Source organism: Acidaminococcus timonensis (assembly GCF_900106585.1).
In the GTDB taxonomy this organism is placed as follows: Bacteria; Bacillota; Negativicutes; order Acidaminococcales; family Acidaminococcaceae; genus Acidaminococcus; species Acidaminococcus timonensis.
Window position 1 is genome coordinate 978,796 of the sequence record NZ_FNWH01000006.1, and the last position, 26,275, is coordinate 1,005,070.

General features: G+C 57.1%; 17 protein-coding genes and 1 riboswitch. Of the genes, 2 read left to right on the plus strand and 15 right to left on the minus strand.

Features of this window, described 5'->3' with window-relative positions; translation table 11 throughout:
- Window positions 1-401: 401 nt before the first annotated feature.
- Complete coding sequence (gene topA, locus BQ5462_RS08485; protein ID WP_071142900.1) at window positions 402-2,477, minus strand: type I DNA topoisomerase; 2,076 nt, start codon at window positions 2,475-2,477, stop codon at window positions 402-404.
- Between the two features lie 18 nt (window positions 2,478-2,495).
- A complete protein-coding gene (gene dprA, locus BQ5462_RS08490; RefSeq protein ID WP_071142901.1) occupies window positions 2,496-3,605 on the minus strand; it encodes a DNA-processing protein DprA in 1,110 nt (369 codons plus the stop codon).
- A 269-nt stretch (window positions 3,606-3,874) separates the two neighbouring features.
- Here dprA and hydF point away from each other — a divergent pair, with 269 nt between their 5' ends.
- The gene (gene hydF / locus BQ5462_RS08495) at window positions 3,875-5,089 is read left to right on the plus strand and encodes a [FeFe] hydrogenase H-cluster maturation GTPase HydF (protein WP_071142902.1); all 1,215 of its coding nucleotides are present in this window, start codon (window positions 3,875-3,877) and stop codon (window positions 5,087-5,089) included.
- Window positions 5,090-5,212: 123 nt separating this feature from the next.
- Here hydF and BQ5462_RS08500 read toward each other — a convergent pair whose 3' ends face one another.
- From BQ5462_RS08500 to hisD, 6 genes are all read right to left on the minus strand, one after another.
- Window positions 5,213-6,553: a hypothetical protein gene (locus tag BQ5462_RS08500; RefSeq protein WP_071142903.1), complete on the minus strand. Its 1,341-nt coding sequence runs from the start codon at window positions 6,551-6,553 to the stop codon at window positions 5,213-5,215.
- Between the two features lie 465 nt (window positions 6,554-7,018).
- Window positions 7,019-7,534: an HD domain-containing protein gene (locus BQ5462_RS08505; RefSeq protein WP_235819608.1), complete on the minus strand. Its 516-nt coding sequence runs from the start codon at window positions 7,532-7,534 to the stop codon at window positions 7,019-7,021.
- Between the two features lie 239 nt (window positions 7,535-7,773).
- Complete coding sequence (locus BQ5462_RS11525; RefSeq protein ID WP_268873077.1) at window positions 7,774-7,899, minus strand: hypothetical protein; 126 nt, start codon at window positions 7,897-7,899, stop codon at window positions 7,774-7,776.
- 36 nt (window positions 7,900-7,935) lie between these two features.
- Complete coding sequence (mgtA, locus tag BQ5462_RS08510) at window positions 7,936-10,692, minus strand: magnesium-translocating P-type ATPase (RefSeq protein ID WP_071142905.1); 2,757 nt, start codon at window positions 10,690-10,692, stop codon at window positions 7,936-7,938.
- 243 nt (window positions 10,693-10,935) lie between these two features.
- Window positions 10,936-11,097: riboswitch (M-box (ykoK) riboswitch) on the minus strand.
- A 56-nt stretch (window positions 11,098-11,153) separates the two neighbouring features.
- Window positions 11,154-11,954, minus strand: a complete 801-nt coding sequence (locus BQ5462_RS08515; protein WP_071142906.1) for a class I SAM-dependent methyltransferase — start codon at window positions 11,952-11,954, stop codon at window positions 11,154-11,156.
- A 200-nt stretch (window positions 11,955-12,154) separates the two neighbouring features.
- Window positions 12,155-13,414 carry a histidinol dehydrogenase gene (hisD, locus tag BQ5462_RS08520; RefSeq protein WP_071142907.1) on the minus strand — a complete coding sequence of 420 codons (1,260 nt, stop codon included), beginning with the start codon at window positions 13,412-13,414 and terminating at the stop codon, window positions 12,155-12,157.
- Between the two features lie 1,084 nt (window positions 13,415-14,498).
- Here hisD and BQ5462_RS08525 point away from each other — a divergent pair.
- The gene (locus BQ5462_RS08525; RefSeq protein WP_071142908.1) at window positions 14,499-15,734 is read left to right on the plus strand and encodes a MerR family transcriptional regulator; all 1,236 of its coding nucleotides are present in this window, start codon (window positions 14,499-14,501) and stop codon (window positions 15,732-15,734) included.
- A 12-nt stretch (window positions 15,735-15,746) separates the two neighbouring features.
- Here BQ5462_RS08525 and BQ5462_RS08530 read toward each other — a convergent pair whose 3' ends face one another.
- The 7 genes from BQ5462_RS08530 to zorA form a co-directional block, all read right to left on the minus strand.
- Window positions 15,747-16,943, minus strand: coding sequence for a M20 family metallopeptidase (locus BQ5462_RS08530; protein ID WP_071142909.1), 1,197 nt, complete (start codon window positions 16,941-16,943; stop codon window positions 15,747-15,749).
- A 224-nt stretch (window positions 16,944-17,167) separates the two neighbouring features.
- Window positions 17,168-18,163 carry an electron transfer flavoprotein subunit alpha/FixB family protein gene (locus tag BQ5462_RS08535; RefSeq protein WP_071142910.1) on the minus strand — a complete coding sequence of 332 codons (996 nt, stop codon included), beginning with the start codon at window positions 18,161-18,163 and terminating at the stop codon, window positions 17,168-17,170.
- Window positions 18,164-18,177: 14 nt separating this feature from the next.
- Complete coding sequence (locus tag BQ5462_RS08540) at window positions 18,178-18,963, minus strand: electron transfer flavoprotein subunit beta/FixA family protein (RefSeq protein ID WP_071142911.1); 786 nt, start codon at window positions 18,961-18,963, stop codon at window positions 18,178-18,180.
- Between the two features lie 339 nt (window positions 18,964-19,302).
- Complete coding sequence (locus tag BQ5462_RS08550; protein WP_071142912.1) at window positions 19,303-22,251, minus strand: DEAD/DEAH box helicase; 2,949 nt, start codon at window positions 22,249-22,251, stop codon at window positions 19,303-19,305.
- 3 nt (window positions 22,252-22,254) lie between these two features.
- A complete protein-coding gene (locus BQ5462_RS08555; protein WP_071142913.1) occupies window positions 22,255-23,658 on the minus strand; it encodes an EH signature domain-containing protein in 1,404 nt (467 codons plus the stop codon).
- On the minus strand, window positions 23,651-24,358 hold the full coding sequence (locus tag BQ5462_RS08560) for an OmpA/MotB family protein (RefSeq protein WP_071142914.1): 708 nt from the start codon (window positions 24,356-24,358) through the stop codon (window positions 23,651-23,653). Before BQ5462_RS08560 ends, BQ5462_RS08555 begins: the two co-directional genes overlap by 8 nt.
- A 12-nt stretch (window positions 24,359-24,370) precedes the next feature.
- Entirely contained in the window at window positions 24,371-26,221 is a 1,851-nt protein-coding gene (gene zorA, locus BQ5462_RS08565) for an anti-phage ZorAB system protein ZorA (protein WP_071142915.1), read from the minus strand.
- Between the last annotated feature and the right edge of the window lie 54 nt (window positions 26,222-26,275).

The following is a 26,275-nucleotide window of genomic DNA, read 5'->3' on the forward strand; positions in this document are numbered from 1 at the left end:
CACCGACCGTACGAGTAACATTGTCTGCTCTCGTTTGTCCCGTGTGCTAACCCCCTACCCGCCAAGCGGGTCCTTTCCCCCTTTCAGGGGGACACAATTCTTTGTCCTTCCCGCGACGGCTGTGACGAACAGGAACAGCCTGGTCCCGGGGAAAAGGGAAGTCTTTTGTCCTTCCCTGAAAGGGAAGGGGGACCAGCCCTATGGCTGGTGGATAGGTTTTTACACCGACCGTACGGGTAACACTGTCTGCTCTCGTTTGTCCCGTGTGCTAACCCCCTACCCGCAAGCGGGTCCTTTCCCCCTTTCAGGGGGACACAAATCTTTTTCCCTTTTCCACGGGACTGGGAGACTCCTTCTCGTCGTCTCCGTCACGGGGGACACAAATCTTTGTCCTTCCCGCCTTATTTCTTCTTCAAACTGGCATTGGGACACTTCTCGTTGCTGCAGTGGAGCACGGTCTTTCCGCTGCGTTCCCGGTGTTCCAGCATCATGCTGCCGCACTGGGGGCACTTTTCGTCAGTGGGCTTGTCCCAGCTGACGAACCGGCAGGTGGGATAATTGCTGCACCCGTAGAACAGCCGCCCGGTCTTGCTGTGCCGCTCGATCAGATCGCCTCCGCACTTGGGGCACTTGACTCCGATCTTCACCAGGATGGGCTTGGTATTCCGGCATTCCGGGAACCCGGGGCAGGCCAGGAACCGGCCGTGGCGCCCTTCCTTGATCACCATGAACCGGCCGCATTTCTCGCATCGGATGTCCGTGACCTCGTCCTTGTGTTCCACCACCGGAATCTCCGCGTCCGCCACTTTCAGGGCTTTCTCGAAGGGCACGTAGAACTCCCGCAGCACTGTTTCCTTGTCGGTCTTGTGCTCGCTGATGGCATCCAGCTCGCTTTCCATGTGGGCACTGAAGGGCACATCGATGAAGCTGGAAAAATAATGGGTCAGCATGTCGATGGTCTGGTTCCCCAGCGGCGTGGGCATCAGCTTCTTCCCTTCCTTGGCCACGTACCCCCTGGCCAGGATGGTCTGGATGATGGGGGAATAGGTGCTGGGGCGGCCGATGCCCTTTTCTTCCAGTTCCTTTACCAGGGTGGCTTCCGTAAAGTACGCCGGCGGTTCCGTAAAGTGCTGCACCGCTTCGTTCACCTTGATCAGATTCAGTTCCGTCCCCTTCTCCAGGGCCGGTACCTTTTTGTCCTTTTCCTCGTCCTTCCGGTCCGCCAGTTTCAGGAACCCGTCGAACTTCACCACAGAGCCTGTGGCTTTCAGTTCGTAGCTGTCCCCTTTGATGGTGAGGGTGGTCAGGGTGCTGACGCTGCTGGCCATCTGGCTGGCTACGGTGCGCTTCCAGATCAGGGTGTACAGCCGCAGCTGATCCCGGTCCAGGAACTTGCTCATCTCTTCCGGGGTCCGGTTCACGCTGGTAGGCCGGATGGCCTCATGGGCCTCCTGGGCATTCTTCCGGCTGCTGTACACATTGGGCTTTTGGGGCAGGTAGCTGTCGCCGTAGTTCTCACCCACATAATCCCGGATCTCTGCCACCGCCGCCGAGGCCAGGTGCACCGAGTCGGTACGCATGTAGGTGATCAGGCCCACAGAACCCTTCCGTCCCAGGGTGACCCCTTCGTACAGCTGCTGGGCCAGCATCATGACCTTCTTCGTGGAGAAGTTCAGCTTCTTGTTGGCCTCCTGCTGCAGGCTGGAGGTGGTGAAGGGCGCCGCCGGTTTCCGCAGCCGGTCCCGTACGGAACAGTCCGTCACCTGGTACCGGGCCTTCTTCAGATCCTCCGTCACCTGGTCCGCTTCCTGTTTGTTGTGGATGGCCAGCTTTTTTCCGTCCTTTTTGGTGACTTCCGCCGTGATTTTGGGCGTCTTCCCCGGAGCCAGGGTTACAGAGCTGGTCCAGTATTCCTCGGGCTGGAAGTCGTCGATGGCCTTCTGCCGGTCGCAGATGATCTTCACGGCCACGCTCTGGACACGGCCGGCGCTGAGGCCCTTGCGGATTTTCCGCCACAGAAGCGGGCTCAGCTGATAGCCTACGATCCGGTCCAGGATCCGCCGGGTCTGCTGGGCGTCCACCATGTCCATGTCGATGGCATGGGGTTCTTTCAGGGCCCCCTTGATGGCGGTCTGGGTAATTTCATGGAAGGAAATCCGGCAGGGCGACGCCGGATCCACGCCCAGGATGTAGCTCAGATGCCAGGAGATGGCCTCCCCTTCCCGGTCCGGGTCCGTTGCCAGATAGATCTTGTCGGCCTTTTTGGCCAGGGTCTTCAGTTCCTTGATCAGCGGACCTTTGCCCCGGATATTGATGTATTTGGGTGTGAAATCATGCTCCACGTCCACCCCGAACTGGCTCTTGGGCAGGTCACGCAAATGGCCCATGGAGGCACGGACGGTGAACGTCCTGCCCAGGAACTTCTCGATGGTTTTGGCTTTGGTAGGGGATTCCACGATGACCAGTTTGTTTGTCACGATTTTTCCTCCTAAGTGTTAAACGGCTATATAACGGTTCCGGCTGGTGCGCTGGATGTGGCCGGCAAGCTCCAGTTCCATCAGGAGCATGCTCAGCTGGTCCAGGGGCCAGGGGAAGGCGTCCGCCAGGGAATCCAGGGTCTGGCCCGGCTGTTTCTGCAGCCAGGCGATCAGCTCCCGGGCCCGGGGTTTCTCTTCCGGTTTCAGTTCCGGGAACAGGTCCAGCTGCCGGGGTCGGTCCCTTTTGGGCAGGCCCTCCTCCCTGTCCTGCAGGAAGGCAAGGACCTCATCGGGGGTGTCCGCCAGGCGGGCCCCCTGTTTCAGGAGCCCGTTGGTGCCCTGGCTGGTGGCAGCGGTGATGGGTCCGGGGACGGCAAACAATTCCCGGTTCTCGTCCAGGGCGATATGGGCCGTGTTCAGGGCCCCGCTGCGCTCTCCCGCCTCCACCACCAGCACCCCTTTGGAAAGGCCCACGATGATCCGGTTCCGCTGCAGGAACTGGGGCGCCAGGGGCGGCTCCCAGGGAGCGAACTCGGTGACCAGGGCCCCTTTCTCGCAGATCCGGTCGAACAGGCGCAGATGGCGGCTGGGGTACAGCTTTTCCAGTCCGCCGCCCAGCACGGCCACAGTGATGCCTCCGGCCTCCACCACCGCCCTGTGGGCAGCTCCGTCGATGCCGTAGGCCCCGCCGCTGAACACAGGGATGCCTGCCAGGGCAGCCGCCCGTCCAAAGGAAGCCGCCGTCCCCAGGCCGTAATCCGTGGCCTTGCGGCTGCCCACAATGGCCAGGCCCTGTTCGCTGTCAGGCAGGCGTCCCTTTACGTACAGAATGGCCGGCGGCAGGGACAGCTGCTGCAGCAGCCCGGGGTAACCGGCGCTCTGGCGGGTAAGGAGCTGTACCGTATGGGTCTGGGTATAATCATACACCCGTTCCGGCAGATTTTTCCAGCGCCGGCCGCCCCAGGATCGTTCCAGAGCCGGCACCAGGAGACCCCGGGCCGTCAGTTCCGCCCGGGATGCCTCATACGCCCCCTGGTAGGAGCCGAAGGCCTCATGGAACCGGGGCACCCATCGGGCCGCTCCATGTCCCAGAAGATCAGCCAATGCGGCACAATAGATTTCTTCCATAACCCTATCACATCCCTTGGTACAATCTAAACGCAACTTCTTTGATCTGTGATTGCATATAATTATGTAGGAACCTACAAACGTTTATTAGTATACATGGAAACTGTCTGAAAAATCAAGAGGGGAGATTTCGGGAGAAGACCGGGACGATTGTGTCCCCCCTTCCCCTCTTGCACACCCGGCTTTTCTATTGTATGATAATGACAACAAACAATAATAATTCTGCATTGCTGATCGTTCGGCAATTCTTTTGTAAGGAGGAACCTTCCATGCCTGCTTCTTTGAACTCCACCCCTTCCAGCGAACGGGTCCACATCGGCCTGTTTGGCTGCCGCAATGCCGGCAAATCGTCCCTGATCAACGCCATCACCGGCCAGGATCTGGCCATTGTCTCCGACTACAAAGGCACCACAACCGACCCGGTGTCCAAAGCCATGGAAATCCTGCCCCTGGGCCCCGTCCTGCTCACCGACACCCCGGGGATGGACGATGACAGCGACCTGGGCCAGAGCCGCATCGAAAAAGCCCGTCTGGTCCTGCGCAGCACGGATATCGCCCTGCTGGTAGTGGACGCCCGGGTGGGCCTTTCCCCCTTCGACGAAAAACTCCTGGCCGAGATCCGCAGCCGGAAGATCCCCTATCTGGTGGTATTCAACAAAGGGGATCTGGTCCCCGGCTTTCTGCCCCCCAAAGAGGTGGAAGACCATGCCATGGTGGTCAGTGCCACGGAGAACACCCATATCTGGGAACTGAAAGAACGGCTCAGCAAAGCCCTGGGCAAGGAAATCCAGAAGCCCATCCTGAACGACCTGCTGCAGCCCGGCGACCTGGTGGTGCTGGTGGTGCCCTGCGACGAAAGCGCCCCCAAAGGGCGACTGATCCTGCCCCAGCAGCAGGTGATCCGGGAACTGCTGGACTTCCACCACAAGGCTATTGTGGTCCAGCCCCAGGAACTGCCCTCCATCATCGACCTGCTGGGCACGAAGATCAGCCTGGTGGTCACCGACAGCCAGGCGTTCCACACGGTGAACCAGATGGTGCCGCCTGAAATCCGGCTGACCAGTTTCTCCATCCTGTTCGCCCGGTACAAGGGCCAGCTGGAGTCCTACCTGGAAGGGGCCGCCCAGCTGAAGAAGCTGAAGGATGGGGACAGGGTGCTGATTTCCGAGGGCTGTACCCATCACCGGCAGTGCAACGACATCGGCACGGTGAAGCTGCCCAACTGGATCCGGAAGTTCTCCGGGGCCCAGCCTGCGTTCAGCACCAGCAGCGGCAAGGGATTCCCCGATGACCTGACGCCCTTCAAACTGGTGGTCCACTGCGGGGCCTGCATGCTGAACGCCCAGGAAGTGGCCTACCGCCAGCAGTCCGCCCGCAGCCAGCACGTACCCATGACCAACTATGGCATCGCCATCGCCTGCATGAACGGTATCCTCCCCAGGGTCCTGGCCCCCTTCCCGGGGATGCTGGAAAAACTGAAATAAGAAAAACGAGTGCCGCAAAAACGGCACTCGTTTTTGTCACTAGTCTCTAGTCTCTAGCCGATGGAAGCCAGCTTACGCTGGCAAATTTAAGGCGCTGTGAATGATTTTTTCACAGCGCCTTTTTTAGAAGAACTTGCTGAACAGATCCAGCACCTTTCCGATATGCTGCAGCTGGTCCTGGTATTTTGCCAGCTGCTGGGGATCCACCTGGCCATTGGCGGCCGCCTGGCCCAGCTCGTTCAGTTTGGCGATGATCTCATCCTGGTGATCCACCAGCACACTCACCACCTTGCCCACCACCGGCGTGTTCAGCGCCTTCTGCAGGGCTTCCCGCTGCTGGAGCAGGGTATCGGCACTGCTGCCCGGCACCCGGACCGCCGGAGGCAGGGTGCTCCCCTTCTGGACGGTTTTCCGGCCCGTGCTGCCGGCCTGGGAAGTCGTCTGGCTGTCTTCACCCGTATCGGTGCTGTCGATGGCCTGGTCCACTTTGTCCCGGATCACGTCCACCACCGGGGCCAGGGGGGTATCCTCCAGGCTGCCGGCGGCCTTGTCCACCACCGTTTTGGCGAGACCTTTGGCGCCAGCTGCCGTGGCAGGGTCCACCTTCTTGCCGTTTTTGGCCAGGATCTTGCCATAGTAAGCCTTCAGGTTGGTGATTTCCACCAGCTGCCAGTTCCCCTTCTCATTCTTGCTCATGTGCAGCACCAGCTGGTCCGTTCCCACCGAAGGGTTCTCCAGGTCCAGGTTCACCAGGGCATCCTGGCCATAGTTGGCTCCCGGCTTGATGTCCTTCACCTTCAAGGCCGTCCAGTCCACCAGCAGGGCCCTGTCCGGCTCCGTTTTTCGGTAGGAATCGGTCCAGTCACCAGTCAGCACCCCGTTGTGGATCAGCTCCTGGGTATGCTTCTCGTACTCGTCCTCATCCTGTTCCGTGTATTCCGGGATGGTGCCGGCCTCCCACTGGGCCTGGCGCACATCTTTGTAGCCCTTTTTCACCACTTTGGGCAGATCCGTGTGTTCCTGGAAGGTCAGAATATCATGCTTGTTCACGCTCTGCTGGATCAGCTTCACGGCATACTGGGGGGTGCGGATGTAGTACAGCTCGTACCAGCCCAGCGCCCCGGCCAGCAGGGCCACCAGGATGCCCCCGATCACCAGGTGCTTCTTTTTCTTTTTGCGCCGGGCTTCCGCCTTCTCCCGCTCCTTCTGGTCACGGGAAAAAGAAGGCAGGGAAGGCATACCCATATGGGGCATACCCGGCCGCCAGCCAGTCCCTCCCCGGCCGTCCTGCGGCTCGGCAGGCTGCTGGCCGTAAGGATCCTGCCCCGGGTCCGGCTGCTGATCATAAGGAGGCTGCTGATCATAAGGAGGCTGCTGGCCATACGGATCCGGGTCCGGCTGCCCGTTCCCATCAAGATACGGATTGTTCCCGCCCTGCCAGGACGGATTTTGGTTCGGTTCCATAGATGCTTCGATCTCCTTTGAAAATCAAGGTACTGATAAGGCCCCCTTGTGGGCAGGGGGCCTACAACTGCCAAACTTTTACAGACGGTGGTATTCGTCTGGTCGGTGTAAAAACCTATCCACCAGCCATAGGGCTGGTTCCCCTTCCCTTTCAGGGAAGGACAAAAATCTGTGTCCCCCTGAAAGGGGGAAAGGACCCGCTTGCGGGTAGGGGGTTCCCACACCGGACAACCGGCAGCAGACGGTGTTACCCGTTCGGTCGGTATAAAAACCCATCCACCAGCCATGCGGCTGGTCCCCCTTCCCTTTCAGGGAAGGACAAAGACTTGTGTCCCCCGCGACGGAGACGACGAGAAGGAGTCTCCTAGTCCTGTGGAAAAGGGGGAAAGGACCCGCTTCAGCGGGCAGGGGGTTCCCACACCGGACAAGCGACAAGAACAGGACAATCGTCCATTTTCTCCCTGTTCAGCGGGTCCCCTTGTAGTCCTCGAAATACAGCTCCTCAAACAGTTGCTTTCCTGTCTTTGTCTTGTACAGCATCTCGTACAGATGCTGGTTGCTCTCCCGGCTGTCCCCGTGTTCGTAGGGGTTCACCAGCATGTCCGCCTCTGCCAGGATCTGGGCATCCAGCCCGTCGATGCTGGCATAGGTATGGTGATGGGCAATGAGCCACAGGATCCGGTCCTGGTCAGCCCCGGTGATCCCCAGCTGATCCAGCAGGGGTTTGGCTTCCTCCGGCCCCAGTTCCTCCTGCATCTTGCCGGTGCAGGTCCCATGGTTCAGCGCTTCCCCTTTGTGGATGCCGATATCATGGAGATAGGCGGCTGCCTCCAGGTTGAACAGCTCCCGGCCGGAAAGGCCCTCTGCCACCCCGATGAGCCGGGCAAAGGCATGGACCTTCAAGAAATGATGGATGCGTCTTGCATCCCCCTTGTCATATTCGATCATCAGCAAGGCCAACTGGTCTAAGGTTTCCATCATAGTCCTCCCCTAAGGATACAATTTTCCTTCATTATACTATGATTCAGAAGCAGTGGAAAGGAATGACAGAAAAAGTTCAAAGATTAGAATAGGGTTTTCTATCCATTCCTGGAAATGAGCCCACAGGTGAATTTCCTCCTTCGGCTAGTGACTAGTGACTGCAGACTAGTGACTGCTACACACAAAAAAAGGATCCCGCGCCAGCGGGACCCTCTTCCCTTTCCACAACGCATCGTCGGTCACACATGGCGCTGCGCTTTCGGAGCCCTGGTCCAGCAGACCACCTGCATCAGGCAGACCACCAGCACAATGGCTCCCATGCCGATCCAAAACAGGGGTTCCAGATTCATCATCAAGTCCAGCATGGCGCGTTCCTCCTTTCCCAAAAAATGAAATCCATCTTACAGCAAACTTCCATAATGGCGGATATACGCTTTTTTGATGCTGGTGGCCAGCAGCATATAGGCCAGTACCACCAGGGCCAGGAATCCGAAATACACCCCCGGCAGCGGCAGAAATCCCAGGTCCCTGCCCAGGCTCCCGGTAAAGGGCAGCAGGGTACAAAGGGCAATCCCGCTGGTGGTGAGCATGGTCAGGGTGGCCGACGCATGGCTCTGGATGAACGGGATCTTGGGGGTCCGGATCATATGGATGACCAGGGTCTGGGTCCACATGGATTCCACGAACCACCCGGCCTGGAACAGGGCCGTATAGGCCTGCCGCATATCCATCCCGGCAAAGGCCCCGGCTGCGATCTTCGTCCCCGCCGGGATGTGGTTGAAGGTCAGGCCGCCGCTGATGAACTGGGGACAGATCACGAAATACAGCACCAGATAGGTGATCCAGTCGAACACCGAGCTGGTGGGGCCCAGCCACAGCATGAAGCTGCCGATGCTGCCGGCATCCCAGTTCCGGGGCACCTTCAGGTATTCCTCATCCACATTGTCCCAGGGGATGGCGATGCAGGAGATTTCGTACAGCAGGTTCAAAATGATCAGCTGCAGGCTGCTCATGGGCAAAAACGGCAGCAGGGCACTGGCCGCCAGCACCGAGAACATGTTCCCGAAGTTGGAGCTGGCCGTCATCTTGATGTATTTGATCATGTTGGCGTAGGTCTTGCGTCCTTCCACAATGCCCTGTTCCAGCACCATCAGGCTCTTTTCCAGCAGGATGATGTCGGCACTTTCCTTGGCAATATCCACGGCGCTGTCCACCGAAATGCCGATGTCCGCGTTCTTCAGTGCCGGCGCGTCGTTGATACCGTCACCCATGAAGCCCACCGTATGGCCTTTGGCCTGCAGCGCCTCCACCACCCGGGCTTTCTGGTCCGGGGACAGCTTGGCGAACACCGTGGTCCGTTCCACTTCCCCTTCCAGTGTCTTCTCATCCATATTGTCCAGGTCGCTGCCCAGCAGGATGTGCTCCACGGGCAGCCCCACCTGGCGGCAGATGCACCGGGTGGTCTTTTCGTTGTCCCCGGTGAGCACCTTGGTGGTGACCCCGTGGTCCTTCAGGGCCGCAATGGCCTCAGCGGCGCTGTCCTTGGGCGGATCCAGGAAAGCCAGATAGCCCAGGAGCACCATGCCGTTCTCATCTTTTACCCCGAAGGCCCCTACCGGGGAGGGGTTGATTTTCCGGGCCAGGGCGATCACCCGCATCCCCTCTTCGTTCAAATGGTCTGCCACGCTGCAGATCTTTTTCCGCAGGGCGTCGGTCAGGGGCAGGGGTTCATGGTTTTCCTCCACATGGCTGCACACCTGCAGCATTTCTTCCACAGCCCCCTTGGTAATCATCTGGGTCCGGCCCCTGGGATCGGTGACCACCACCGACAGTCTCCGGCGGGCGAAATCAAAGGGGATCTCGTCCACCTTCTTGTAGTTCTCCGACAGATCCACCAGCCGGGGATCCGCATTTTCTTCCTCTTCCGTCTTTTTGATGATGGCCCGGTCCATGAAGTTCTTGTACCCGGTCTGGAAGTAGCTGTTCAGGTAGGCATACCGCAGTACCCGCTGGCTGGACTGGCCCTGGGCGTCCAGATGGTATTCCAGCACCACCTTGTCCTGGGTCAGGGTCCCGGTCTTGTCCGTGCACAGTACATCCATGGCCCCGAAGCTCTGGATGGAGTTCAGGTTCTTCACCACGGTCTTCTTTTCCGACATGGAAACGGCGCCCTTGGCCAGGCAGGTGGTCACGATCATGGGCAGCATTTCCGGTGTCAGGCCCACGGCCACGGAAATGGCGAACAGGAAGGCGGACACCCAGTCCCCCTTGGTCATGCCGTTCACAACGAACACGATGGGCACCATGGCCATCATGAACCGGATCAGCACCCAGGATACAGAGTTCACGCCTTTGGTGAAGTTGGTTTCCGGGGCCTCCTGGGCCATGGAACTGGCCAGGCTGCCGAACAGGGTCCTATCACCGGTCCGCAGCACCACCCCTGTGGCCGAACCGGAGATCACGTTGGTCCCCATGAAGGCCAGGTTGTCCAGTTCCGTCACGGCTTTGCTTTCGCTGTTCTGCACCGCTGCCGGCACCTTTTCCTGGGGAGCACTTTCCCCGGTCAGGGAAGACTGGCTCACGAACAGGTCCCTGGCCTCCAAAATCCGCAGATCCGCCGGCACCATATCACCGGTGGACAGGAACACCAGGTCTCCCACTACCACATCTTCCAGCGGCACTTCCCGGCGTTTGCCCTCCCGGATCACCGTACAGGTGGTGGTGATCAGTTCCAGCAGCTTCTCCGCCGCATCGCCGCTGCGGGCTTCCTGGATGAACCGCAGGCAGCCGGAGATCAACAGCAATGTCAGGATGATGCACACGGTCACCGGGTTGAAGTTCGCCCAGTCCCCCGCCCGCCAGGGCAGGATGATATCTGTCACCGTGGAAACCCCGGCCAGCACGAACAAGATCACCGTGAAGGGGTTGATGAAGGCCTCTGCCAGACGCTGGGGCAGGGTCTTTTTCTTTTCCCGGGTCACCTTGTTGGCACCGTAGGCATCCCGGTTCTTTTCGATCTGATCCGGCGTCAGGCCCCTTTCCGTGGAGCCCAGTTTCCGGAGCAGTTCGCTCTTTTCCAGGCCGGCCACCTGTTTCAGGAAGTTCTGGGTTTCCTGGGAAGCCGACTGGAGTTTCAGTACCTTATTTTCTTTTTTCATGTTGTTCCTCCTAAAGAATTGCGGGGCGCTATCCCCTCTTTAGGAAGCTGTCAATTTAAGCCCGGAACCGGAAAGGCAGGACGGATTCCGCCTACGTTTCCGTACCCCGGCCTGTGCGATCGACCGCTTCCGCTGGCACTGTCCATGCCTTTCCACCACCTTTCTTGGACCTGAAATCGACAAAAGAAAACGCCGTCCGGGTAACCCGAACGGCGAAAAATTTGATTTTCTTCAATGGAGCAGGTCCATTGCCACCGTACGAGCTTCAACTCTACAGGGCGGTGAAACTGCATTATGCGGCGCCTTCTTGTTTGACGCAGCCTGTTCAGACCTACGCGGGATGTCTCCATCCTGTTGCGGCAGCAGTCCATATCCCTGTAGGAGCCTTGCCTACCGGACACGATTCATTTGATGGTTATACTATAACCGATAAATAAAACTTTGTCAAGTTTATTACATTTTTACTTCCGCCCCACCAGCAGGCAGGAGCCCTTCAGCAGGCTCTTTTCTGCCTCTTCCGGAGTCAGGAACAGGCCCTGGTCCGTGGGCACCAGTTCTGCCTCCTGGACGCCGCTTTCCAGCACCCGTTTCAGCAAAATGTCCTTATCTCCGTAGAATCCTCTGGTCATGATGTCATGGATCACGAACACCCCGCCCTTCTTCAGGGTCCGCAGGGCCTCCAGGATGGCATCCACCCGGTCCATGCCCTGCACATGATGGTACACGTAGTTGCTCACCACGGCGTCGAACGTCTCATCCGGGAACTCCACCTTCTGGGCCATGCCGTACATGAACACCGCATGCTTCACGCCTTCTGCCTTCGCATTGGCCTGGCACAGCTTCTGGTCCACGCCCGGGGTCACCTTCTGGTCCCAGGGATCCGTGCCGATGATCATGGCATCCGGATGCCGTTTGGCAATGGCCAGGGCCAGTGCCCCGCTGCCCGTGCCGATATCCAGCACATGGGCCTTGGGCGGCAGGTCCACTTTGGAAGCCACCCCGCTGAGCACCTTCCAGGCAATGCTGCGAGGGTTGTTCAGATCGAAATACTGGTAGGCCCCGTACCACTGCCAGGTTTTATACCCATACCAGAAGGTGGCCATGGAAAACACGAAGATCATCACCAGCCGGATGGGCGTGGGCAGGATGCCTCCCAGTCCGAACACCCCGAACACCAGGAGCAGAATCAAGGGAATGGCCGTCCGTTCGATGCCTTTGTGCAGTACCGTCTTCGGCAGCCAGTTTTTATAATCCGGTTTCATAAGGATCGCCTCCAGAAAAATTCATACCTCTTAACTCGGTGATTCTTATTATAGCACAAATGTAACCGTTTTGAACACAGAAAAAGGAGCTGTGAAATAATACTTCACAGCTCCTTAAATTCGCCAGCGTGAGCTGGCTTCCATCGGCTAGTGACTAGTGACGGGGTGTGAAAAAGCATTTTTTCACACCTTTTTTTTAATTAGAACCGGCACTTGGCGGCGTACGCATGCCCTTCCAGGCCTTCGCCTTTGGCCATCCGGTTCACCAGCGGAGCAATCTTCCGGCTGGCTTCCGCCGTCATGCTCTGGTGGGTGCAGGTCTTCAGGAACGTGCCCACATACACACCACCGGTGTACCGGGCCGCCTTCACCGTGGGCAGGGTGTGGTTGGTGCCGGAGGCATAATCCCCGAACACTTCCGCCGTGTTGCCGCCGATGAACAGGGAGCCATAGTTGTGGAGCTTTTCGATGACCCCATCCGCATCCTTCAGGTTCACTTCCAGATGTTCCGGCGCATAGCTGTTGGCCTTGTCGATGGCTTCGTCCAGGTTGTCCAGCAGCACCACTTCCCCGAAGGTATCCCAGCTCTGGCGGGCGATCTTCGCCGTGGGCAGCCAGGAGAGTTCCTCTTCCACCGCCTTGATGGTGTCGTTCGCCACCCGTTCACTGGTGGTCAGCAAAATGGCCTTGGCATTGGGATCGTGTTCCGCCTGGGCCAAAAGGTCCGCAGCCAGTACCTTGGGATCGGCCTGGTCGTCGCAGATCACCAGCACCTCGCTGGGGCCAGCCACGAAATCGATGCCCACCTGGCCGTAGCACTGCCGTTTGGCTTCTGCCACGAACTGGTTGCCAGGTCCTACGATCATATCCACAGGTTGAATGGTTTCCGTGCCGTAGGCAAAGGCCGCAATGGCCTGTACCCCGCCGATGGCGTAGATTTCATCGGCCCCGGCCAGGTCCATGGCCACCAGGGTGTGGGCGTTGATGTGCCCGGTGCCGTGAGCCACCGGAGAAGCCGCTGCAATCCGTTTCACCCCTGCCACCTTGGCCGGCGTGATCAGCATCATGGCCGAAGAATACAGAGGGAACCGACCTCCCGGCACGTAGCACAGGCAGGACTGGACCGGCAGTACCCGGTGTCCCAGGTGGATCCCCGGCATGGGTTCAAAATCCGGCAGTTCCTTGATGGTGGCCCGCTGGGCTTCGGCGAACGCCCGCAAATTGTGCAGGGCCGCCTTCATATCTTCGATGTCCTGGGCCGGCACTTCCTTGTAGGCCGCTTCGATTTCTTCCTTGCTTACGCGGAACGCATCCCGCACATAGCCGTCGAATTTCTCGCTGTATTTCTTCAGGGCAGCATCCCCCTCGTTCACCACATCCTCGATGATGGCGGATACCGTGTTGCGCAGCTCCCGCCGGTCTTCCTTCGTCCGTTCCTTGCCTTCTTTGATGTATTTCATTGGTATGTCTCCCTTCTCCTCTTCCATTATAAAGGACTGGCGCCCAAACGCAAGGGCCAACCCCCAAATCCTGTTTCCAGGGGTGTTTTCAGATCATGGCTAGAGTATATCCGTTCCAGTACACTCCACGTCAACCCCACTTTTCTGGGGTAAAGTGCAAAAAATGTTGAGCAGACTCAAACTTTTAGGGTATAATAAAGCATCCGGACACAAGTCTTTGTCCTTCCCGCGTCTTTTGTCCTTCCCGCGACGGCTGTGACGAACAGGAACAGCCTGGTTCCGGGGGAAAGGGCGTCTTTTGTCCTTCCCTGAAAGGGAAGGGGGACCGTTGCGCATCAGCGCAATGGTGGATAGGTTCTTACACCGACCGTACGACTCTTTACTACCATTCTGCTGGATAGGTTCAAACACCGTTTCTAATTTTACATTGGGTGTGCTAACCCCCTACCCGCAAGCGGGCCCTTTCCCCCTTTCAAGGGGACACAAATCTTTGTCCTTCCCTGAAAGGGAAGGGGGACCGTTGCGCATCAGCGCAATGGTGGATAGGTTCTTACACCGGCCCTGCGAGTAACACCGTCTGCTGCCGGTTGTCCGGTGTGCTAACCCCCTACCCGCTGAAGCGGGTCCTTTCCCCCTTTCAGGGGGACACAACGCTTTTCCCCTTTTCCACAGGACTGGGAGACTCCTCCTCGTCGTCTCCGTCGCGGGGGACACAAATCTTTTGTCCTTCCCTGAAAGAGAAGGGGACCGTTGCGCATCAGCGCAATGGTGGATAGGTTTTTACACCGACCGTACGACTCTTTACTACCATTCTGCTGGATAGGTTCAAACACCGTTTCTAAATTTACATTGGGTGTACTAACCCCCTACCCGCAAGCGGGCCCTTTCCCCCTTTCAGGGGGACACAACGCTTTCCCCCTTTTCCACAGGACTGGGAGACTCCTTCTCGTCTCCGTCGCGGGGGACACAACGCTTTGTCCTTCCCTGGAAGGGAAGGGGGACCGTTGCGCATCAGCGCAATGGTGGATAGGTTTTTACACCAACCTTGCGAATTACCCACAATATCACCAGAAAGGAAACCATCATGAAAATCGGACAGGTAGGCAAAAAATACGGGATCTCCCGGGATCATCTCTATTACTACATCAACTATGGGCTGCTGGTGCCCCCCAAATCCGGCAAACAGTACATTTTCGACCCGGCCACCCTCCACGACCTGGATACCATCCTGGCCCTGCAGCAGCTGGGCTTCACCCTGGCAGAGATCCACCACATCCTGTCCCTGTACCGGATCACCGACGGAGAAAACGACGACATCCGGGAAGAACTGCTGCAGCTGTACCAGCATCAGAAAGAGAAATGCCAGCAGGAACTGGCCAAACTCCATGACCAGGTGGAAGGCCTGAACCAGAAGATCCGGGAACTGACCGCCCGGCAGAAAGGCCCCGCCCGGAAAGTGGGCGTGCCCCTGTCCATGCTGGGGCTGCTCGCCTGTCCCCGCTGCCACAAAGCCCTGGCCCTTTCCCAGGTGGCCATGGACACCCGGTACATCTACCAGGCCCAGCTGGCTTGTCCCTGCGGCTATCAGGCCCACATCCACGACGGCATCCTGATGACCGAAAACCGCTACACCGACAACGACGATACCCCCGACGTACACCGGCTCATGTACAAGGACCTGCCAGCCGGCATGATCAGCCTGTTCCAGCAGGCCTGCAACTTCATGAACCGGCAGCTGGACGGGATGGACCTTTCCGGCAGCGTGGTACTGGAAACCTATGTGAACGCCTGGTTCTTCCTGTACACCCAGCAGAGCCACTTCCCCGAAAACGGGCAGTACATCATCGTGGACAAGTACCCGGAGACTCTCTCCATGTACAAAAAGCTCATGGAACAGGAGGGCCATCCCCTCGACGTCCTGTACATCGCCGACAGCACCCTGCAGCTGCCCCTGGTGCCAGGCTGCGTGGACCTCAACATCGACTTCTTCGCCGCCAACGAGCACAACTTCTACCGGCCCACCTTTTTCTACGAAGAACTGCTTCCCCTTCTCCGGAAGAACGCCCGGATCCTGGGCACCTACTTCTACTTCGACGGAGGCCGAAAATCCATGGAAACCCTGCTGGCCACCTACCCCAAGGCCAGTCCCCACAACTTCTCCCTGCCCTGGTTCAGACGCAGCCTGGAAAAATGGGGGTTCACCCTGGAACAGGCAGAAAACGACGGCCCCAGCCTGGATTCCGGCAACAACATCGGCTTCGGCTTCCACCAGAAAGGCGAAAAGCTGTTCCTGTACCCCTACGCCGGGCGGAGGGTGTAACCGGAACCCTTCTTACTGTTCCTTTTCCTCCGCGGCCAGCCGATCCCTGAATTCCTCTTTGATGGCTTTCAGTTCCTCCGGGCATTCCGCCAGTTCCAGCAGGGTATCGGCCAGGATCTTGGCTCCGAACACCACTGCCTCATGGGCCTCTCTGCTCTTGCCGGCCGCAATGAATTCCGGCGAATGGGAGCTGGTGCCGTCGGGCACAAAAGCCACCCGGATGCAGCTGCCGGGCACCCGGTGCATCACATTGGCAAAGTCCGTGGAACCGGTCTTTTGCCGGGGCGGCTGGCAGTTGGGCGCATGGAGGGCCTGCGCATGTTTCATCAGCAGGTCATTCAGGTGCAGGTTGGGGATCTTGTTGTCCAGCACCTTGCCCAGTTCGATCTCTGCGGTGGTCTCCGTCATCATGGCCGCGCCATTGAAGATTTTTTCCAGCCGGGCCATCAGCTCATGGACGGCCTTCACCGTATTGGCCCGCACCATCACCTGGGCGCTGGTCAGGCTGGGCACCACATTGGCAGCCGTACCGCCGGTTTCCGTAATGTTGTAGTGCAGCCGTACATCATCCGTCACGTGTTCCCGCAGGCATTCCATGCCGTGGAAGGCCAGGCACATGGCATCCAGACTGCTCCGGCCGGCCTCCGGTTTCAGGGCCGCATGGGCGGCTTTGCCATGGTAGGTCAGCTGGTATTCCGCATTGGCCAGGCATTTGATGTCCGTCTGGGTGGCCGGGCCCCCGTGCATCATCAGTGCTACATCCAGTTCCTCAAAGGTGCACCCTTCTTCGATCATGATGTATTTGCCGCAGATGTTCTCCTCCCCGGGGGTGCCATACACCGTCAGGGTAAAAGGCCTGTCCCCGGCCGCCTGCTGGATGGCCACCGCCGCCCCCAATACACCGGGGCCCTGCATCTGATGGCCACAGCCATGGCCCATGCCGGGCAGGGCATCATATTCGCACAGAAGACCCAGGTTGGGTCCCCCTTCCCCGTTCTTCCACACTGCTTTGAAGGCCGTAGGCAGGCTGCCGATGCCTCTCGTCACCGTGAACCCGTGGGCTTCCAGGTAATCGGTCAGCAGCTTGCTGGCAAACACTTCATGGGGTCCCAGTTCCGGATGGTCGAAAATGGCATCGCTCATGTTCCACAGTTCTTCCTTATGGGCATCCACACAGGCATTGGCTTTTTTAATCTGTTCTTCCAACATTTTATCTCTCCTCTGAAATTCTACGATTGATTATAACCTGGTGGGCGGATCACCAATCCGCCCTTACACGTCTCTACTGATTCATGCCAGCGTCAGCTGGCCTCCATTGTATCCCATGACAACGGAAAATGCCAATTTCATTCTCTGATCCATTGCTCTTGTCACAATTTTTTTCCATTTTCCTTCATTCGGCAAAAAAAAGAACGGGGCCGCAGCCCCGTTTTTCAGTTCTTCTTCAGCAGCTTTTCCAGTTCCGGCATCACGTCGAACAGATCCCCAACCAGTCCGTAATGGGCGAACTGGAAAATGGGGGCATCCGGGTCTTTGTTCACGGCCACGATGCATTCCACATCCTGGATGCCCAGTTTGTGCTGGATGGCACCGGAGATGCCCAGGGCGAGGTAGACTCTGGGAGCGATTTTTTTGCCGGTAACCCCCACCTGCCAGTCGTAGGGGGCCCAGCCGGCGTCCACCAGAGGTTTGGAAACCCCGAACCCGGCTCCGATCCGTTTGGCGAAGGCCCGGACTTCCTCCATGCCTTCCTGGTTGGCCACGCCCCGGCCGGCACCGACCACAATGTCCGCAGTCATCAGATCCAGGTTCCCTTCCACTTTGGCCAGGGGCACGAACCCGGCCACCTTCACCAGGGGAGATGCATCCCCCAGGTCCACGGTGAGCTTCTTCACTTCTCCCTGCCGACCGGGATCCGCCGGGGTTCCGTGGAAGATCTTGTCGCTGATGGTGGCCAGCTGGGGCCGGGTGGTGGTCTGGATCTTCACGAACAGCTTGCCCGTATAGGCCGGGCGGATCCAGGTCAGGGTATCGTCCTCCCCTTCGTACCGCACATCGATGCTGTCGGCTACCAGTCCCACTTCCATCTGTGCCGAAAGCCGGCCGCCCACTTCCCGGCCTTCCGGAGAGCCGCCGATCAGGAGCGCTCCGGGCTGCAGCTGCCCTACGGCCTGGGCCAGGGCCCGGGTGTACAGGGCCCCGTCAAAAGCTGCCAGCCGGCTGTCTTCCACCAGAGCCACCCCGTCGGCCCCGTAAGCAATGGCTTCCCTGGCGGGTGCCGCCCCGTCTGCGGTCAGCAGGAACCCGATCACGGGCAATCCCTTCCCATCCGCCAGCTGCCGGGCCTTGCCCAGCAGTTCAATGGTCAGAGGGCTCAAGCCATTTTCCCGCTGTTCCAGATATACGCCGATTCCTTTATTCCAGTCCATGGTTGTGTCCCTCCTTATACCAGATTCCGGGCGCGCAGTTCACGCACCAGGTTGGCGGCCATTTCCACTGCGGTGCCGCCTGTGATTTTCTGCCCCACCGGTGCCGGTTCCGGCGGAAACAGCTCTGTGACCTTCGTGGCCGACCCGGCTTTGCCCGCCTTTTCAGGGGCCAGCCCCAGGTCTTCCAGGCGCCACACATCGAAGACAGCCTTCTTGGCAGCCATCTTTCCCTTGATTTTGGGAGCCCGGGGCGTATTGCATTTTTCTGTAACAGAAACCACCGCCGGCAGCGGCACATTCAGGGTTTCCCTGCCCCCACGGTTGTCCCGTACACCGGTGAGCACATTGTCGTTCAGGTCCACTTCATCGGCATAGGAAAGCAGGTTCATATGCAACAGCTGGGCAATGGCCGGCGGGATTTGGCCGGTATCGCCGTCGCTGGAACGCTTGCCCGTAAATACCAGATCCACGTCCCCCAGTTTGGCAATGGCTGCCGCCAGGATCCGTCCCGTAGCCAGGGTGTCCGACCCTGCCATCCGTTCGTCCGAAGCCAGGATGCCCCGGTCAGCCCCCATGGCGATGCCTTCCCGGAGGATTTCCCCGGCCAGGGCGGTGCCCATGGTGATCAGGACCACTTCACCGCCGACCTGGTCCTTGACAGCCAGAGCCGCCTCAATGGCATGGACGTCCACAGGGTTCAGCTGCGAGGGAGCCCCCACCCGCACCAGGTTATGATCAGCCGGGCTGATTTCAATGTCAGAAACCGCCGGTACCTGTTTTACCAATACAACCGTCTTCATACTATGCCCTCCTTTATGATATGGTCTTTTGTTTCCTGGAATCATTATACTATCAATTCTGAATTTTAGCAATAGAGAATTATTATTGATTAGAAATTAAAAAAGGGATTCTGCACCATCAAAAAGGACCTGCCCCACCCGGGACAGTTCCTTTTCTTATAATACCCCATTCAATTTACCCAGTTCCCGGATCTGCTCCACCGATACTTTCGTGATGCGGGCAATGGTCTCCATGGGGATCTTTTCCCGCAGCATGCCGAGGATGTTGCTGTTGCGTTCCTGCTGGATGCCTTCGTTACGGCCTTTGTTACGGCCGTACTTTACCTTCTCTGTTGCTTTTCACCCTGCAGCCTTTTCGATCCGCTTCAGGATGGCCATGGCATTTTCTTCACTGGCTTCCGTGGGATACAGGGCGCTCCGGCTCAAATCCCGCTTGTACTGCAGCAGGTCATCCAGATTCAGATCGAAAGATGCCTCTTCCGGGAAATCCGTATCCACAGCCATGGGCAAATATACGGTCACAGCCTTTTTCTGTCCGATCCGGTAGGCCCGGTCCGTGGCCTGGTCTTCTTTGGCTGGATTCCAACAACGGCTGAGATGGATCACATGGTTGGCTCCGGTAATGTTCAGCCCTACCCCGGCTGCTTCCGGGGACAGCAGCAGCACCTGGAACCCTGGAGCCCCATTGAACTGGTCCACCATTTTCTGTCTGGCCACAGCCTGTGTAGTCCCGTTGATGGGAGGCTGTACTTGAACTCCATAGGCCTTTTCCAGAAAAGTCCTGAGCAGCAGCTGCAGTTTCCTGCTTTCCACAAAAATCAGGGCTTTTTCCCCTTTGGCCCGCACCTCATCCAGGATTTTTCGGGTCCGCATCAGCCGGGCGGACGATCCAAAGAAAAGATCTGGATTGCTGAGAGGATAGTTCTTTGCCTTCTCCCGGCCAAGGAAAGGATACAAGGAAATATCCCGCAGCCTGGCAATGGCCTGAAGCATGGTCATGGAATTTTCTTCCGGCTGATTTTCCTGCCGTGCCGCCCGGACCACTTCCCCATACATTTTTCGCTGTTCTTCCGGCATGGGATCCTTGAACCGAAGGATTTCTTTGGCAGGAAGCCCCAGATTTACATCTTCCTTCAGCCGCCGGATGAAACAGGGATCCAGATTCTTCCGCAGTTGGTCCCCCAGCTTTTTCAGCAGGGTTCCATCGTTTTCCACGTTCTTCAGCTGGCTCTGGTAATGGCTGTTGAAATCCTTCAGGGATTCCAGCTTGCCCGGTTCCACAAAGTCCATAATGGTCCACAGATCCGTCCAGGAGTTTTCCACAGGGGTCCCGGTCAGTGCAAGACCAAAATCGCAGTTCATGGCCCGCGCTGCTACAGAGGTCCTGGTGGCCGGATTCTTGATTTTCTGGGCTTCATCCAAGATCATAACGCTCCAGGCCACTCTGCCGAAAGAAAGCTGCAGTTCCCGCAGGGTTTCGTAGGTGGTCAGGATCAAATGGTTCTGCCTGTAATCAATCTGCCGTTCCCGGTCCTGAAAATCCAGCATGGAGACTTCCTTCAGATTGGGGTCCGGGGGCCGGAAATAACAGCGGCTTCCGTCCGGGTTCCGGGCCCAGTGTTTTTTCAGCTCACTGCCATACATGGGCACAATCCCATCGAATACGCCCTCTGCCACAAATTTCCGGTATTCTTCCATCCAGTTCTGGAGCAAGGAAACCGGTGCCACAATGAGCACCGATGCCATGTCCCCGCTGCCATAGGCTTTTTTTAGGGCTGCCAGGAATCCAAAGGCCTGCAGGGTTTTCCCCAGGCCCATATCGTCGGCCAATAGCACCCCATGACAGCCACTCTCCCAGCAGGCAGCCAGCTGTTCCAGCCCCACCTGCTGATGAGGCATGGGACGGATGCCTGCTTTGAGTCCCTTGCCCAGAAAACTTCCCAGACGGTTCCCGTTTAGCTGCTTTTCCCGTTTTGCTTTCCGAGAATGATATTCCCGAGAAAGGAAATTTTCCTGGATTTGCAGAGACGCGTCTTTTTTCTTTTCTCCGGTACTTTCGGATCCCTGTACCTGTTCCCTTTGTTTTTCTGCAGCTTTTGCTTTCAGCTGATCCACATAGTCCAGGAATTCCGGTGTCAGTTCTACTTCCTGACTGCCCAGGACAATCCGTTTTTCTCCCCGGTCCAGAGCATCGCTGACCTTCAGGAACAATTCCGGATAGCCTTTTTCCTCCAGCAGGAACAATTCCGGATAGTCCTTTTCCTCCAGATGAAGTGTTTCCGTCTTATGGGCTGAACCTTCCCGGCCATCTTCTTCAACGGTTCCTTCCGGAGGCAGCCAGTTCCGTCCGGAACTGAGAGAAAAAGGCAGATCCGGAGCCAGGAATTCCCCAATGGAAACCACCCTGTCCCCATACACCCCCAAGTCAAAATCAAAGGCTTCAGAACCGAAAACCTCCCGGGGATGTTCTGCTACTTGCCGGGCCGCTTCCGGAGACAGCCGCTGGCACTGGCGCATTTGACGAATGCCTTCCGCCTGTTCTGGAGTGAAAACATACTGGGTCTTGTCCGGCCCATAGATTTTTCGTGTGTTGTAGGGATTGCTCCGAAACCCCTGGTCCAGCGAATCTGCTTCGATCCGGGTATAGGAATCCCCATCCCTCCGCAAGAGGACCGGCAGTACGGAAAAAGAACCATCCGGATTCTTTTCCAGCCGCACGGAAAGCTTGTCCGCCGTAACAACTTTCTGCCGTTCCATGAACCGGTCCAGGGTGGCATGGATTTTTTCCGCCCGTTCCTTGATCCGGGCCAGCTGAAGGGTATTGTACTGACTGACTTCCCCTCTATCCTGGATTTTCTGGCTCTCCCGGTTGCTTTCTTCCACCAGGCTCAGCAAATCATATTGGTCACGGTTGAACCGGTAACAGGTTTCCCGGCTCAGCTCCACGTAAGAACCCCGTACTACCAAGCCATAAAAAGGCGTCCCGTCCGGGCGCAGGTATTCCACTTCATACCGAAAAGACGGGGAGCCCAGGCTGCCATGACTGCGAAGGGTGATTGCATAGGGGAAATAATCCGGCAGTTCCAGGATTTCCGAAATTTCCGGATCAAGCTCCACCGCTCGGGCATGGGGCAGCAGGAATCCTTCCGGTCCCTCCTCCACTTTTCCTTCAGAAGCCAGGATTTCCAACTGTCCCTGGATCAGAGGCCAATCTTCTGTAGGTTCTGTTTGGTGACAGGGATAAAAATACCCTTTCTCTTGGGCTGTCCAAAAGTGGTAGTTGGTCATATTTTACCTCCATGTGCTTTCTTTGGGCCGTACTCCACAGTGTCTCCGCACCCATTCATTGACCTTCCGCTGCCAGGAACCGGTTTCTGAACTGGAATGGACAAAATCCGCTTCCACATTGGAAGCCTGTGTAACGTCCACATAATAAAATTCCTTATAACTATATTTTGCTTGATAAAAAGGCAGAGGTTCTTTTCCTCTCTTCCAAACCCTCAGTTTGCCATTGTGGCTGGCTTCAATGAAAACGTAATCTCCAATGCTGAACATCAGCAGACTCCTCAGAGAATCTCCTTGACCGTTCAACCGTCCAAAACCCATACCCTGTTTGGCCAGGTCCATGCGCCTGGCAATCCATTCTGCTTCGGGCCCCAGGAACACCCGGGTATAGTACATGGCATCCAGATACTTTTCCCAAAAGTTTTTCCGGTATTTCCACATGTTTTCCGATGTGGAAACCCGACCTACCGTCTTGGAAATAATGGTAAAGAATAGGTTCAGATCGTTCTTTTTCAACCAGGACAGGAAAATTTCCCGGGCTCTTTCCTCCACATCCACCCAGTTCAGGCTGGCTCCCGGATCCCGGGGATCTCCCAGCGCCTGGAACAGCAGGATCCGTACTTCTTTTTCCCGGTTTCCGTCACCGGACCGGTCCGTCAGATAAATCATCTTCTCCGCAGCATAAGGGACCATGTTCCCGCAGGCTTTGTTCTCACAAATTTCTTTCAGCACGCCGAACAGTTCATCCCAGTCGTTCTCTTCCTCCAGCTGAAAAAAATCCTTGACAGCCCACTGGGAAAAAGCCCCGTACCACAAGTTCACCGGCCAGCTGAATTCTTCCAACGCCTTATGGAAACTCCGCTGTTTCTGGATTTCCCGGGTCAGCAGCTTGTGTCCGTTGGGTTTCAGCAGCTGCTTCCGGTTCCGGAGATACAGCACCGATCGCAGCAGTTCAGGATCTTTCTGGAGAAACAGAGAGATGCATTTCTGCAGCCGTTCCCCCTTGTAAGGCTGTCCGTATACGGTGAAGTAGGCAAATACCAGATTCCGGAAAGTGTTCCGCCGGGCGGAACGGGGAGTCCCCTCTTGGATGACCTGCAGGATATCCTGGAGCAGGACTTCATAGAAACGGGGTTTTTCCTTTTTATCCCGAGTCAGCAGGACCGGCAGGAAAGGTACTTCCCGTTTCAAGTCCAGTGGCACTTTCTTCCCTCTTTCCTGTCCTTTCACCTTGGTATAGATTTCTTCCATGGTCACCGGATCCAAGGCCGGCCGCCGTCCGGAATCGGATACGGTTTTTTTCAGCCATTTTTCCAGTTCCACCGGCTTTCCGGGATGCAGACAGACTTCAGGCAGGCGGATTTTAAAAGATTTCAGCCGTTCCAGACTGTTCCGCAGCGATTTATCCATGGCTGCCTCCGGAAGGCTTTTCCCCGGGATCCTGAGGAGGCATCATGACGAAACGGATGTCGATCCGCCGGTTGGCGGCTCTTCCCTCTTCCGAATTGGGATCCAGTCCGTTTTCCCGTACCGGCCGGGTTTCCGCATAGCCGGAGCAGGAGAAGATAGGCTCTCCCCGGGGATTCACCAGCCAGTTGAATTCCGGCACATCATTCCGCATAAGGTTCCAGGTATTGATGGCCCGCTGGGTGGAAAGTTCCCAGTTGGACTGGAAAGACTCGTTGTGGATGGGTACGTTGTCCGTATGCCCTTCGATGAAAACTGTTTCCAGGGCTTCCCGGTATTCCGGACGAGTCATGGTTTTCAGCAGGGACTGGCTCAGCTTGCCCACAGCCGCCTGGCCCTGGTCCTTGATGTTGGCTTCCCCAGATTCAAACAGCACACTTTCCGGAATCCGCAGCACCCCCTGCTTGGTATCGATCCGCACCTGGAGCCCCTGGGCCTGGAGATCCTTCCCCACGTCCTTCAGCAATTGGTTCCGCAGTTCCGTATTCCCGGTGTATTTGTTGGTCACCGTCTGGAAATTCAGCATGAAATAACACAGGGCCAGGATAAAGATGCTCAGGAGCCCGGCCATCAGGTCACTGACCGAGGTAGTGAAGGCATCCCCCTGCTGTTCTGCCCGTTGTTCCTTCTTTTTCTTCCACATTCAAAAGTCTCCTTAGTGCCGTCTGTTCTTTTCCATGGCGTCCGACAGATCCTGGATGGAATCACTCAGGCTCTGGTTGATGGTGGACACGGAATTCATAGCCTCTTTGATGCTCTTGTCATACTGACTGAGGGTTTCAGACAGCCATTTGCTGGTGGAGGTATTGTACTGTTCCAGAGAATGGCCCAAGGTTTCGGTGGCTTCCCGCATTTCCCGGCTGACTCCCTGGAAGGTCTGCTGATAGTTTTCCCAGGCACTGCGCATGGTGCTCATGGAGTCCCGGATCAGTCCCAGGTCTTTCTGGCTGCTCTGGCTGGCCTGGACCAGCTTCTGGACATTCTGGTCCACATGGCTGTTGAACTGGTTGCTGGCGCTGACCACCAGGTTCAGCTGACTGCCCAGGGTATCCGCCACCTTCTGCATAGGTGTGCTGGCCAAAGCAAACTTGTCCGCCGTTTTCCCGGCCGAAGCCATGATTTCCCGGTTGTGGCCCAGCATTTCCTTTAACCCGGCCATATAGGCATCCATGGTCCGGTTCCGTTCCTGCATATCGTGCTGGAGCTGTTTCAGCACTTCCAGTACAGAATCTTTCATATTGGCCGTCACCTGGAGCATTTCTTCCTTCTGGGTCCGGGTGCTCCGGCTCATGGTATCCGTGATTTCCTGGATGGTGCCCCGGGTGGCTTCCGTGGTCTGGAGCAGTGCCTGGTTGGCTGTCCGGCCGGCTTCCACCATCTGGTCCAGAGCTGCTTTCAGGTTGGCATTCATTTCTTCCACCAGCTGCTTCATGGCAGCCTGGCTGGCATCGCTGGTGCTGGCTTGTTTCTGGATATTGGCGTCCATGGTTTCGTTCAGCTTGGTCACCATCAATTCCACCGAACTTTGAAGACGGGCTGCATTTTCCGCATTCAACCGTTCAGAGACTTCCATCATATTGCCCATTTTCCCCTGAACATCTTGAAGGGTCACGGCCAGTCCCTGGATCTGGTCCCCTGCACCCTGTTCGATGGATTTGGACAGGGTATCCCCGGCACTGGTGCCCAGTTTATCAATGGACTGGTTCAGATCCTGGAAAACCGGTTCCAGGCTCTGGGTGAAGGATTCTTTCAAATTGTTTTTCAGAGCTACATCGATGCTCTGGCTCAGTTTCACAAACATGTCTTCCAGACGGCCCACCAGTTCCCCATTCAGTTCCCGCATGGCATCCGTCTGTTCTTCCGCCTGCTCTGCCTGATGGGACAGGAATTCTTCCAGACTCTTGGAGGGGAAAAGGGCGTTGAGCTGATCGATCAAGGCAACCCGCTTTTGGGTGTAAGGACGGTAAATCCAGTTGTCGAAAAGACTGTAGAAAAGCGCCAGAATCAGGCCGACAACAGAAGTCAGGAAGGCCGTCTTTGTCCCGCTGAGCAAAACTTCAATCCCACTTTTCATGGTTTCCACATTGCCCAGATCGATACCGCTGATTCCCACTGTAATCCCGGCAAAAGTCCCCAACAAGCCCAGACCGGTGAATATTCCCGGCATAGCCCGGAACAGGTCCAGGGGCAGATTCTCCAGCAAGGTTCTGTCATTGTAAAAGGCTTCCGGATCCTGGGTCATCAGAACCCCTTCAGAGCGGGTTTTGAACAGGGTCCGTTCCAATTTCTTCCAGAGATCCCCATAGGGTGCCTTTGCCATTTCATCCTGCAGATTCCCATAATTTTCCCTGATAGATTCCAGAGAATACTTCTGCAGTACGGAAAGCACCTGGTCTATGGAAGTCCCTGCTTTCCGGATTTGGTAGAACCAACGATAACAGAAAACAGCACCCACAGCAAAGAAAAAACAAAAGACCCATAAAATCCAAGAAAGCCAATTCCCCATGAAAAATTCCTCACCTTCATTATTTTAGCTAATGGTTCGTATATAAATTCATTA

Excerpts from the sequence above, each read along its gene's own strand:
- dprA (WP_071142901.1), bottom strand. The coding sequence starts at position 3,605 with ATGGAAGAAATCTATTGTGCCGCATTGGCTGATCTTCTGGGACATGGA.
- hydF (WP_071142902.1), top strand. The coding sequence starts at position 3,875 with ATGCCTGCTTCTTTGAACTCCACCCCTTCCAGCGAACGGGTCCACATC.
- BQ5462_RS08500 (WP_071142903.1), bottom strand. The coding sequence starts at position 6,553 with ATGGAACCGAACCAAAATCCGTCCTGGCAGGGCGGGAACAATCCGTAT.
- BQ5462_RS08505 (WP_235819608.1), bottom strand. The coding sequence starts at position 7,534 with ATGATGGAAACCTTAGACCAGTTGGCCTTGCTGATGATCGAATATGAC.
- BQ5462_RS11525 (WP_268873077.1), bottom strand. The coding sequence starts at position 7,899 with ATGCTGGACTTGATGATGAATCTGGAACCCCTGTTTTGGATCGGCATG.
- mgtA (WP_071142905.1), bottom strand. The coding sequence starts at position 10,692 with ATGAAAAAAGAAAATAAGGTACTGAAACTCCAGTCGGCTTCCCAGGAA.
- BQ5462_RS08515 (WP_071142906.1), bottom strand. The coding sequence starts at position 11,954 with ATGAAACCGGATTATAAAAACTGGCTGCCGAAGACGGTACTGCACAAA.
- hisD (WP_071142907.1), bottom strand. The coding sequence starts at position 13,414 with ATGAAATACATCAAAGAAGGCAAGGAACGGACGAAGGAAGACCGGCGG.
- BQ5462_RS08525 (WP_071142908.1), top strand. The coding sequence starts at position 14,499 with ATGAAAATCGGACAGGTAGGCAAAAAATACGGGATCTCCCGGGATCAT.
- BQ5462_RS08530 (WP_071142909.1), bottom strand. The coding sequence starts at position 16,943 with ATGTTGGAAGAACAGATTAAAAAAGCCAATGCCTGTGTGGATGCCCAT.
- BQ5462_RS08535 (WP_071142910.1), bottom strand. The coding sequence starts at position 18,163 with ATGGACTGGAATAAAGGAATCGGCGTATATCTGGAACAGCGGGAAAAT.
- BQ5462_RS08540 (WP_071142911.1), bottom strand. The coding sequence starts at position 18,963 with ATGAAGACGGTTGTATTGGTAAAACAGGTACCGGCGGTTTCTGACATT.
- BQ5462_RS08550 (WP_071142912.1), bottom strand. The coding sequence starts at position 22,251 with ATGACCAACTACCACTTTTGGACAGCCCAAGAGAAAGGGTATTTTTAT.
- BQ5462_RS08555 (WP_071142913.1), bottom strand. The coding sequence starts at position 23,658 with ATGGATAAATCGCTGCGGAACAGTCTGGAACGGCTGAAATCTTTTAAA.
- BQ5462_RS08560 (WP_071142914.1), bottom strand. The coding sequence starts at position 24,358 with ATGTGGAAGAAAAAGAAGGAACAACGGGCAGAACAGCAGGGGGATGCC.
- zorA (WP_071142915.1), bottom strand. The coding sequence starts at position 26,221 with ATGGGGAATTGGCTTTCTTGGATTTTATGGGTCTTTTGTTTTTTCTTT.